Source organism: Candidatus Wallbacteria bacterium (assembly GCA_028687545.1).
In the GTDB taxonomy this organism is placed as follows: domain Bacteria; phylum Muiribacteriota; class JAQTZZ01; order JAQTZZ01; family JAQTZZ01; genus JAQTZZ01.
Window position 1 is genome coordinate 61,412 of the sequence record JAQTZZ010000015.1, and the last position, 13,457, is coordinate 74,868.

General features: G+C 43.8%; 2 protein-coding genes. Both read left to right on the forward strand.

Annotated elements, in window-relative coordinates:
• The first annotated feature begins 250 nt into the window (after positions 1 to 250).
• The gene (locus PHW04_08655; protein ID MDD2715948.1) at positions 251 to 1,012 is read left to right on the forward strand and encodes a hypothetical protein; all 762 of its coding nucleotides are present in this window, start codon (positions 251 to 253) and stop codon (positions 1,010 to 1,012) included.
• 2,944 nt (positions 1,013 to 3,956) lie between these two features.
• Positions 3,957 to 13,457, forward strand: a 9,501-nt coding sequence (locus PHW04_08660; protein ID MDD2715949.1) for a hypothetical protein, incomplete at its 3' end; no start/stop codon positions are given.

The following is a 13,457-nucleotide window of genomic DNA, read 5'->3' on the forward strand; positions in this document are numbered from 1 at the left end:
AATTGCCGGTCTGAAAAGAGGGAATTACCATGAACATTCGCTATAAAGTTTTCCTGTTAGGAATCATCCTGGAAATTGGGCTTCATTTTTTTATAAGACATGTTTTCACTGCAAGTGAATCCATTCGAGTCGCCATGTCCCAGAAACAAAATGAGATTTCTCAGCCTCAGCCGCCACCAGTAATCGTTGTAGTATTAAAACGCTATTTATTTTCTGCAAACTCGGGATCTAATAATCATTTGGAGGCTGTGTGGAACTTTTAGGCATTATTAATTTTGGAATAGTATGCTTATTTTTTTTAGGTGGTAATTATTTGCTTTACTTACTTACTAAATCTTTTTGGCAAAACAGAAATGAAGAAGATAACAGACGTTTTATTGATAAGTTTATGTTCCAGAGATTAAGTATTTATAAAGTAAACATTTATATTCTTATTTTAATTTCGCTATTTGCAGTACTACGCCTTTTTTTTGTGGAACCAGTTTCGACCGGCAATTTATTTTCTGTTACACCTTATAAATATAATCCTGACACTTTTAATGTGATGCTTAATATTATTACATTAATAATTTATTATGTTTTGGTCAATTGGGTGTTAATAATAAATTTTACATATGCTGTGTATAATTGCGTAAATCGGAAAGAATGGAAAAAAATACTTAAATTTTCTTACATGTCATTTATTTTTTATGCTGTATTCGGAACTACTTTTATCTCCTTAGATTGTTCTTTGTTAAGCAATAATTTAACGTTTCGCTCTTACTTTACCGAGTATAACTATCTCGTGTTTATTTTAATTATAATAACTGAAGCTTCTTTTATGACTTTTCCATTTTGTTTTTTTTTGAATGCACTTTGGTATAACACGAAGCATATAAAAACAGAACAGGCTCGCGATCTAAAATTGGCAATAGGGTTACCAGCAATTTTATGGTACTTCCCAAGTTATGCTAGCTTTATAGGCTATATCATGACTTATATTTTCAACATTGATTTTAGATTTAAAATGTAGGAGGGGTTTCATGAAAGTTCCTGGAAAGAAGGCAGTTTTATTAAGTTTATTGTTTACACTTACATTTATCCTTCTAATGCAATCTATTCACGCACCTAAAACCATATCTATTACTAGCCGTAAGCCATCATTAGACGGTGGACGAATCCAATCCGTAGAAAATGTTTCTACAGAACGGAGCCCCCAAAAACCTGCTAACTCACCACAAAAAATACAGAAAAGTCTGGAAAATAGTGCTGCTCATTTCCTGATTAAATGTTCAACTTCCGGTCCATCGCTCCTGAGCAAAATCTCTATCATTAACGATTCCGGAGAAGTGCAGTGGGAAAAAGGTGTTACTTCTGAATGCAGTGAAAAGGTAAAAGTAATCCCTGGAAATTACAAGATAACAGTCAAGAATTTATTCTCCACGGAAGTCAGCGTAAAGGACGACCATGGAAAATTCTTTCATCTTGAAAAAGATCAAATAAAAGAAATTCTGATTCAGTTGCAACCTCAGATCTCAGTGACTAAAAAAAAGAGCTACAAAGATTACGATGGTTTTGTGCCTACTCAGATTATGGTAGGCCTTAAAGACAGCGATAAATCGAAATATGAGAAGGTTTTGAATAATCACAAGGTGAAATACCGGTTATTTGAGAAGAGACTGCTATTCATCAAGGCTGAGAGCAGCAGCGTATTAAATGACGCAGTCATAGAGCTTAACAAAGAAAACCTTGTTGTAATGACAGAACCTGATGGGATAGTGAAAGCCTGTTCGGATAATATTGATTTCAGCCAGTGGAATCTTGCTGCAATTGGCTATAAAAACAGCATGGCTGAGAATCTGAGAAGCACAAAGGAAATCAAGATTGCGGTTTTGGATACTGGCATTGATTATAATCATGAGGATTTTGCAGGGAATATACTGCCTGGAATTAATTTCATTACTCCGAATACAGCGCCAATAGATGATAACGGCCATGGGACGCATGTTTCTGGGATCATAGCTGCTGCGCATAATGGGAAGGGCATTGACGGGATTGCGCCATTTGCCAAGATAATCCCAATCAAAGTGCTTGACCAGGACGGATATGGTTGCTATTCAATTTTAGCTGAAGGGATCAGATTTGCCGCAGATCTCCAGGTAGACCTTATAAATATTAGCTTAGGTGGCTACGGATATTCGTTCGCCCTGAAGGATGCCGTAAATTATGCAATATCAAAAGGATGTTTGATCGTGGCTGCTGCTGGGAATGATGGAATTACAGAACCTCTATTTCCTGCTTCATACAACAATGTTATTTCTGTTGGAGCTTTGAATAAAGACGGCAGTATCTGGGTAAAATCGAATCAGAACAAAGCAGTGGATTTCTATGCACCGGGTGTGGATATAGTTTCACTGATTCCCGGAAATAAATATGCAAGTTATTCCGGTACTTCTGCGGCAACAGCACATGTAACAGGAATTGCAGCTTTATTGTTAGATACTCAAACAGACAGAAATCCATTTCTTCTGAATGAAAAATTGAAACAGCTTGGTTCTGGCTGCTATTTAAGCGGGCAATCGATTAACCTGTTAGGTCTTGATTCTGCAAATACTTTGATTTGTGCAAACGTAGTTCAGGATACAACAGAAGCTCTGATCGGCTTCTGTTATGAAGAAGAGAATTTGGTTAAAGCCTTGTATGACATGGATCCGGACCGACAGTTTCACCAATGGATCAGTGGTGTTGCTCTGGACGTAACAAATAATAATCCAGATATGGATAGTGAAATTTATAAATATATTGGTGACAAAGTTCTTACTGAAACTCAGGTGGATGGAATATATCTTCACACATTTTCGGGTGGAGAAATCGGACAAGTCGAAGGAAAATATAAAATATTCAATTCAACTGGCTTTTTTCCAGATCCTATACCTTATTCTAATATAGTTGTGATACCAAGAATTGCTAATAATATAATAGCGCCGTTTGTGCCATATCTACCAGATTATTTCAACGTATATGAGGATAACAATGACATAATCGAAGGGTCGATGGAAGAAGATGTATATGATATTTTTAATGGTTTAATACTGAATTTGAACCATCGCTCAATTCTTTATCATCATTTTTGGGACATTAAAAAATATAAAATCAATTTATCAGATAACCTCGGATTATTTGGAGCTGAATCTGCATCAGATCGTGCCGAAAAATTATGGACCTATGCTCTCAGGTATTATAAAGTCGGTGATTCTGAACAAGCTTATTATTTACTGGGACGCATTGCACATCTCTTGCAAGACATGTTTGTCCCTGCCCATGTACATTGTGACCCTCACGCTCCAGTAATTTATGGCGGGCCGGATCAATACGAACATTATTCCGGAGCTTATTCGTATTATTCAAGATTCGGTAGTTCATCCTCAGCGGCATTTGCAGATTACAACCTAAAACCTAATGATTGGAATGATTTGAGTTCATGGGAAGAAAAATCTTCTTTGTTTAAACTGTTTTATCAAGCTGCAGATTATACAGGTGGCTGGGATAGTGATGATGACCTAGGCGAAAAAAAAGAAGGCTGGGTTAGGGAGGAAATAAGATATAAGGAATTGTTACCTAAAGATGCAGACCACCCTAAGCCTTACTGGTCTGATGATAGAATTTATCCTTTAATACCTTTAAATGATGAGATGTATAATCAAATCAGAGGTATGATTAACGATCCGGATCATTACCTGGTTGAACTTAGTGATTTATCCCAGGATGCTTGCGAAAACAAATTGGGAGTTAATCTCATCCCCCGCGCTATCTACCAGACCGCCCAGCTATACAAGCTATTCTGGGAGGAAACTCATGTTGGTCTATCTGCGTTTATAACTCCGGACGATTTGAGCAAAAAACATTTGAGCGACGGAGTCTGGAAATATAAACAAAAGCCTGACGGCAAGGAAAGCGATTGGTTACCACAAAATAAATTGGTTGATGTTGTTCCTGGAGATTACGTTATCACTGCCTGGGAGTTTTCTAATGAACCGTATTACTTTCTGGAATCAGCAGATTACACAAAAAGAGTAACTGTTAAAGAGGATTTGATAGTCGGACTTCACTATGTGAAAAATAGCACTCTCGAAGTGAAAGCAAATGTTCCCGGCTATTTCGATTTGTTGGTCGGCGATCCTAAGTTTTACTGGCCTGATGATGGTGGTTATTCAGGTCATGGCGAAATTATGCTCCTGTGTGATGTAACGTCATTCGACATGTTCCTGAATTTTCTTTCCGATATGTATCGTACCCCAAAATCCGCCAGTATCGGCCAGTCAAGAAAGAATCAAGCTCCTGCCCAGATTAATCCTTTCAACAAAAACTATGCCTTCAGTCCGCAACATACAACTGTTCTCTCTATAGGCTGTACAGTTCCTTTCGGCACATACTCAGTCAGGCCTGGAAATTACTGGATAAAATTCAATCCTCTACCTGGCTGGCAGACCCCAAGTGGGCAGTTTGTCAGAATCGCTACAGGCGAGACTACAGTCTATGGCATATACAGGGAATCTTATTACCCCCTTGCAGGCTACACTTACTCTTCCGGATGGCTGCCGATTTCCCAAGGAAGATGGAAAATAACTGAACCAAAAGGTTTCGAAAATCTGGTGTTTAAGCACGGCGAAATGGTGGAATTGAGGGAAGGCACGGCATACACTGTCGTATTCATGGATGTGACAGGATACAAAACCCCTACCCCTGAATCTGTCTCAGGCATTGCTGGTAGCTCAAGTTCCCCGATCGGTATCTATAGCCCAAGTTTCCACAACATCACTGTGACTATCGGACCTGCTGAAGCGAATCACGCAGGTGCATACTGGTCAGAGATAGTCAGCAGTCCAACCCTTCAGATTAAAAGTGGAGAGACCATCCAGATCCAGGATGCTCAGCCCTATTCAATAACATTTGCTAAATTGAAGGAATATGTCCCCGGATTTAATGATTCTTACTGGGAGGACGGATACTGGTTAGCGCCTTCAGATGTATCAGGCACAATGGAAAACGCAGATCTCAATATTACAGTCAGCTACGTGCAAATAATGCACAATTCGCAAATCTCAGTCACCCCACCCGAAGCTGTGGCAGCTGGAGCGGCCTTCATGCTGGAGAATCTCTATGACAGCTGGGAGACAGATAAAACCTATTCTCTACCTCATAAAACACAAGTCAGAGTAGCTTTCAGAGCTGCCACAGGCTGGACAGCTCCTGCTCCAGCAGATCTGATTCTTGATCAGGACAATACGTATGATTTCAAATATACCCGGAAAATGGCAGGACTTTCCATTATCGCGTATCCCAGTACATTGCCAAGATCCGATTCTGGAGAAACCAGAGCCTGGAAGTTGAGTACTGGTACTATGGAAACAGCCTGGATGTCATTCGATCAAAGCGTGACTCTGACTGAAGGAACGCAGTATCAAATTGTTTTCAAGGATGCAGCCAATGGGTATGCCACTCCAGGTGTGATCAGTGGAACCATGACAGGTGCAACCTGCTGTGAATATGCAAGTTATCTTCCCAATGCCAAGTGGAGCCTTGTCAAAAAAGATCTGCCTTTTTATGAATACCTGCTGCTCGATCCAGATTCATTTACAGTAGTCACCAGTAACGCGGTTTACCATAGTAATGATTCAGGCAATACCTGGAATTTAGTCGCAAGCGGAAGTTTCACTAATCTGAGCAACAGTATTTATTTTTATCAGGGCCAGGCCTATTATGCCACGAATCGCTACCAGCCCTGGACAGGCAATCTGGAATTCGTGCTTGGCCAGGTCGGGTATACGCCCTCATATCATCCTGCTTACGGCGATATGTCGCTCTCTATGGAGCATTTCGGTACTCCGTCGGATTTCTATCTGCACGGCATCTGCAATGATCAGAGCGATTCGATGCATTGCAATCAATACGGACTGCTGCACACCACGGATTTCATCACCTACAGATATGCAGGTCTGCCAATCGAAGGACTTGAGCATGCAGCTCTCAACTGCAGGTTTGGCAGCCATGGCTGGTATGAATACAGCCCAACCGGCATAACTCCCTTGTGGAATGATACTGCTCCTGATAAAGCATCATTTTCTGCCGGAGATCATGGTCTTGTCACGTATGTGAATTACAATCATTTCTACAGGGTGACGAGTTTTGAATCCAACAAACAGCATGGATACAGACAAGACATCTCAGCCATTTCCGCTGGTCCGGCCATCAGCGGCTCCATGACCAGGGCTGATGGAAACATATCTCTTGTGACTCAGGGGCATTCCAATTACAGCGTTCCGATTCCTGCCAGACTTTACAGGTTGCAGGAACAGGCACAGTATTCTCCTGTGTCAGTCAATATCGGACCATCAGGCGCGCTCCAGTCTGGTGCAGGGTGGAGACTCAAAGGCGAACCCAGATGGAGGCAATCAGGCGGCACAGTGACAGTACCTGACGGATCAAACTTCGACATTGAATTCAGGGAAGTGGAAGGATGGAACAAGCCTGCTGCAGTGTCGGTATCCAAAGAACATGAAGCTGTGAATTTGAATGTTGCATATATTGAACAGCCCAGAATCAATGTCCAGCTTTATCCACAGGAAGGCATGTGGCAATTCACTAACGAGCCTGCAGGCCACTGGCGTGCATCAGGCAGTGCATATATCGGTAAATTTGCTGCTGCCTGGGGCAATTCGAATTACATCAACATCAGATTCAAGGAACTGCCGGGTTACATTGCACCTGTTGCACAGAGCCTGAACATAGGAAGCGGGTCAGGCGAAGTAGAGCTGCATTACAGTTACAGCCACAGGCGGACTCTGGCAGTGCACATCGAACCTCAGGATGCCATTGACAATGGGGTCCAGTGGTATGTCTATGGCCAGACCGGTTTTCTCAACAGCGACCAGACTATTGAAGTTTTTGAAGGATCTACCTACTGCATTGCAGGCACGACAATCTCAGCCAGAATCCCGGGCTTGAGAGATCCTGACCCACTGACATTTGATTGTAAAATCACGGCAGATACACCGCTCACTGCTGTTTGCAACCTTGTCTATCGGCCGGATTACTGCACCATTGAAGTAGTTATTGTGCCTGATTTTTGGTCTACAATCGGCGGCTGGAAACTTGCCGGAGAAGAAGGCTGGAGAATCAACGGAGACAAAATCAAGGTCCGCAAGGGAATTAATACTGTAGTCTTATTTAACAAAGTAGATGGGGCAATAGAACAGAAACCGATCAGCGATGTTTACTTTCACGATACTACGATCTATGGCCAGTATTCAACCAAACTACAGATACTCCAGGTAAGTCTCACACCTGAGGTAGTGGTGGAAAAAGGAGGCTGGAAGTTGGCCGATGAATATTACTGGAGAAAAAGCGGGGATAGTATTGAACTGGAAGTTGGCACCACTTTTGAGGTCCAGTTTTGTGAAGTATCAGGGAATTACAAAAAGCCTGACAACATCATCGGAACCATGGAAATCGGAACCTGTTCTTACATCGGCCAATACCAGACAAAAGAGACCGCCCAATGTAAACTGGTGATGTTGATCACACCGGAAACGCTGCTCTTTTCGGATATAGGTTGGAGATTCAAAGAAGAAAGCGAATGGAGACCTTTTTATGGTTATGTACTGAGGGATGAAAATTCCACTTATGAACTCGAATTCAAGACCATACCAGGCTGGGTGAGCCCAGGAGCAGTGAAAGGAACCATAACTGAAGATACGGTACAGGTTATGTTATACAGCCCTGCGTATCACGAACTGACAGTGAAGCTCTCACCGGATAAAGCTTGCTCTGCAGGAGCTCAATGGCAGCTGTCAGGGGAGGAGTCCTGGCATAATTCAGACGACTCAGTGGAAGTTCGGGAAGGTACAGTATACAAAATACTTTTCAAAACGGTTTACGGTTGGACCAAACCTCTGGAAGATTCCGGAGTCATCTGGAACGACACTGACTTTACAGGAAACTATACCTTGGCCGGTAAATCCGTTTCCATCGATATATGGCCAGAGGCTGCACAGTCTGAAATGTTCTGGAAACTCACAACAAGCCAGGACTGGAACCGCAGCGGAACATACCTTAACCTGCCTCTGGGCAGCACTTTTGAGATAGAGTTTAGCAGCAGTAACAGCTGGTTAACCCCTCATACAATCAAAGGCTGTGTTGGATCTTCGGGGTGGACAGGAAGAGTTAATTGCATTGCTAGAGACTTTGACTGGAAATGCCAAAATTCATATTCCAACTTTGAAGGTCGGTCACATCAGACTGCAGTGACTTTTGACGACAAACTCTGGATTATCGGCGGGCTGCAAGGTACCAGAGAACTTGCTGATGTCTGGAATTCAACTGATGGCATGATCTGGTCCAGAGTGACAGATAATTCTGCTTTCGGACCAAGATATTCCCATCTAGCCAGGGTATTCAATGGTAAAATCTGGGTGATCGGTGGAATCAGCAATGGGACTGAAGAAAACAGCGTCTGGTGTTCAGGTGATGGTTCTGCCTGGACGCAGGCAAATCCGGATCCAGGATTTTCCCCAAGATCCGGCCTGTCAGGCGACGTTTTCAACGGCAAGCTTTGGGTTATAGGCGGCAGATCGAGCACAAATGAGTTGAAAGATATCTGGAACACCGCAGACGGCATCAATTGGACACTGGTCGATGATCAGCCAGAATTCGGCAGAGGCGAAGACAGGGCTTGCGTTGCTTACGACGGCAAACTATGGCTGATTGGCGGCATTGTTGACAATTCCCCCACTACAGAAGTGTGGTCTTCAGCAGATGGCATTGACTGGCAGCTTGTAACCAGCTCAGCGCCATTCCTGCCCAGATACGGCCATAGCGTGGTGGTAATGAACAAAGCGCTCTGGCTGATTGGAGGTCTGGGATTTGATGAAAACGGGAGCTATGTATCCAATGACGTCTGGTATTCGTTTGACGGAATCAGCTGGAAGAAACCATGGAATAATCCAGGTTTCGGTTATCGATATTATCATGCTTCAGCTGTGTTCAAGAATAAGCTCTGGTTGATAGGCGGCAATGATCTGCAAAACGATAGAAATGATGTCTGGAGCGGAGATGGTATTTATCACAATCTGACGGTGGTTCTTGACCCTTCTGCAGCAGTAACTAGCGGAGCTTCCTGGAAGATGCCCAGTGATTCAAGTTGGAGATCATCAGGCACATCAGTAAAAATTGCGGAAAACAATGGATATACGATGGAGCTTAGAACTATCCAGCGCTGGATAGAACCAGCTTTAGTCCTCGGTGGTATCGGGGAAACTGATACCACTGTGGAATTATCATATCTGCCGAAAATGCATGCATTAACTGTAAACCTGTCACCGCAAGGTGCTGTTGGAGATGGAGCACAGTGGAAGTTATCCAGCGGAAGCTGGCATAACAGCGGAGATTCAGTCGAGATCTGGGAAGGTTCTACCTATACCATTATTTATAAGAATGACATTCCAGGTTGGTCGAGTCCGATAAATTACGGTACTTTTATGGGTGAAAGCGATGAAATCATCTATGGTTCGTATCAGGCTGCACTACGCTATCTCACCATCAATCTGACGCCTGCCGAGGCAGTGACACAGGGAGCAGGATGGAGACTTGCCGGGGAAAGCGTTTATCGCAGTAGTGGCAACAGCACTCCTGTCCAGGAAACCAAGGGTTTTCAACTGGAATTTGCTCCGCTTTACGGTTGGATCTCTCCTGTTTTGAGCAGTATTATGCCGTGTGCGGATCAGGCGCTCACTGCAACCTTTTTACCGGTCAATTACAGACTGACAGTGAACATTACTCCAGAAATAGCGATTGCTGGAGGAGCGCAATGGATGCTGTCAGACGGATCAAACTGGTGTAACAGCGGAGATTCGGTGGAGATAAGGGAAGGCGCAGAATTTACCGTTATCTATAAAAATCAGATATACGGTTTCCGCAACCCCTCGAACTTCAGTGATACCATGGCCGAAAATGATACCACGATCAGCGGTACCTATGAAGCTGCTCTGCACAATCTAACGCTGAACCTGAGCCCGGCCGAGGTGGTAAACCAGGGCGCAGGCTGGAAACTTGCAGGCGAAAGCGCTTATCACAACAGTGGAGACAGTGTCCCTGTCCAGGAAGCAGACTACTATCATGTTGATTTCAGCCCACTTTATGGCTGGATATCTCCTGCTCTGAATGGCACCATGCCTGATACTGACCAGGTTTTCACTACAGTCTATTTTCCTATCAATCACGACCTGATTGTGTCAGTCACCCCTGAAGCGGCTGTAGCTGCTGGTGCTAAATGGAGACTTTCGAGCGATCAGTTCTGGAGGAGCAGCTTTACTACAGTTCCTGTCCGTCAGGGCAGTAGCTTTGAGATAGTATTGTCACAAGCACCCGAATGGGTCGCCCAGGCAAATGTGACAGGCGTAATGGGAGAATCAGAAACTACTGAAACCGTCGTTTTTACAAAAAATATCTGGGATTCAATTACCAATGAGACCTTTTCAGCCAGGTATGGGCAAGCATCTGCTGTCTTCGACGAGAAACTATGGATTAGCGGTGGTTGCGATGGAGTGAATTTGCTCAATGACGTGGTTTGCAGTTCAGACGGACTGGTCTGGCAATGCGCAACACCCGGAGCTGCATTCTGCCCACGATACGGACATACTCTCACAACATTCCAGGACAAGCTCTGGCTGATAGGCGGCAAAACTTCTTTAACTTTATCCGACATCTGGTCTTCAAGTGACGGCATAACCTGGGAATGTTCAACAACAGAGGCTGTTTTTGGACCGAGATATGGGCAGAGTGTGCTTTCTTTTGCCGGCAAAATCTGGCTGATTGGTGGAAATGACGGGTCAGGACCTAAAAATGACGTATGGTATTCGGAAGATGGAGCTGACTGGCAATTGGCTACTGCTGAAGCAACCTTCTGTCCCAGATGGGGTCAGGCTGCATGCGTTCATTCCGAAAAAATGTGGATATCTTCTGGGAACAGCGGTCTTTCCCTGCTGTCTGACGTATGGTATTCGGATGACGGGGTCAATTGGATTGAAGCCACTGATAATGCAGCATTCAGCCCCAGGCAATTCGCCTCATGCATAAGCTTCAATAATGAAATCTGGCTGGCAGGCGGAGTCTTGAATCCGACTTTTACCGAGTATGACGGTGCTTATTATCATTCTCAGAATGGTACGGACTGGGTTAAAGAAAACGACAATGAAATGAATTCTGCCAGAGCTTCGTATTCTTTGAATTTATTTCAGAACAAAGTCTGGATAGCTGCAGGGCTTAAACAAGGCCTTCCTTCAAGCGATGTCCTGTATTCAAGAGTGCCGTCAGTTTATCATCAGATGACAGTGAATATTACACCGGCTGATGCGATAGCTGCAGGCGCCATGTGGAAACTGGCCGGTGAATCGACCTGGAGAAAGAGCGGAACCTATGTGCTGCTCAAGGAAGGAGATAATTATTCAATCACATGCAATAACGTGACAGGTTATTGCAGGTATGAAGATATTGTGGGCTCGGTAGGAACATCGGATTTTACAGTTCCCGCCGATTACTCGACTGTTTACCATACCTTGATCGTCCAGCTTGGACCACAGGGAGCTCTGAATGCAGGTGCTTCCTGGAGATTGAACGGAGAAACCGACTGGAGAGTAACAGGCAGTGGCGTACAAATCCAGGAAGGTTCTACACGCACAGTCGAACTACTGGCAGTAAACTGCTGGAAAACACCGGCTGACTTTGCCTTTACCATGAACGGATCTGACACTACAATCCAAAAGGAATATTCCCCTTACCATTATTTGACGATCAGCCTTGGTCCAACAGAGGCTGTCCAAAATGGAGGAGCCTGGAGACTTTCCGGTGAATCTGACTGGAGAAGCTCAGAGACCAGTGTGCTGATACTGGAAAGTAATACCACCACAGTTGAACTCAGAACTCTTGCTGAATGGGATGCTCCGGCTGACTTTGCTTTCTATATGAACGATTCTGATGTTTCAATCAACAAGAACTATGCCCCTTATCATCATCTGAAGATCAACCTTGGCCCGAGTGCTGCTGTTCAAGACGGCGGTGCCTGGAGGCTTTCCGGCGAATCGGACTGGAGAAGCTCTGAGACCAGCATATTGATTCTTGAAGGAAATTCCACCACAGTTGAGCTCAAAACACTTGAATGGTGGAACACACCTGCTGATTTTGCATATACCATGGGTGATTCTGATGAAACAATTGATAAAGATTACAGCTTTTATCGTAACCTGACAATCAATCTCGGTCCTGCTGATGCTGTCCAGGACGGAGCCTCTTGGAGGCTTTCTGGTGAATCTGCCTGGAGAAACTCAGAGACAAGCGTGCAATTACCTGACAATCTGGCTGTTACAGTTGAATTAAAGACCATCGATTTTTGGAACGCACCCGAAGGTTTTTCTACATATCTTGCTGGAGCGGATCTGTCGCTGGATAAAACCTATACTCCTATATCGCATAAGTTAACAGTTTTCACAGGGCCTGATAATCTGCCTGAAGGCAGCGGCTGGAAACTTTCAGGTGAGACGGAATGGAGAGAAAGCGGTTCTATTGCACAGGTGCAAGAAGGGAAAGAGTTCAACATCATATTCAATGACATCGACTGCTGGATTATTCCTGCTCCAATCACCGAGACCATGGAAAATTCAGATCTCATCAAAAAAGCAGATTATCTGCCTATTTATCACAACCTGACAATAAACATTACACCACAGGATGCAATTGATTCTGGAGCAGGCTGGAAACTTTATACTGATACGGTTTTCAGAAACAGCGGCGATTCGGTTCAGATTCAGGAAGGCCAAAGTTACACTGTTCAATTCAAGGGAGAACTGACTGGATGGAATAAACCGGATGATATCACAAATGTAATGGGAAATTTAGACGTTTCTTCAGAAGTGGCTTATACAGGAATTTACCATCTGTTATCCGTTTCTCTTGAACCACCTCAAGCTGTGGGCGAAGGAGCGCAGTGGAAACTTAGCTCAGATGAAACCTGGAGAAATGGTAATGAGCAAATTTCGTTACAAGAAGGAAATACTTATGAAATAGAATTCCAGACCATACCTGGCTGGGAGAAGCCAGGAAACATCTATAGCACTGTTTTTGACACTGATGACGTAAAAGTCGAGTCTTATGAGTCAATCCAACACAATTTGACAGTAAACATCAATCCTGAAAAAGCAGTGAATGCAGGCGCACAGTGGCGGCTTGCAGGAGAAATTGAATGGCGTGAAAGCGGCACTTCTGTGGAAATACAGGAAAGCAAAAGCTTTCACATCGAATTTAACCAGCCCTTTGGATGGATTGCACCTCAGGAAATTATTGGTTTTATGGGCGATGCAGACACTTTGGAATCAGGTGAATACGAGGCTGTCTGTCGAGATTTATGGGTCAATACGCTGCCTGATGAT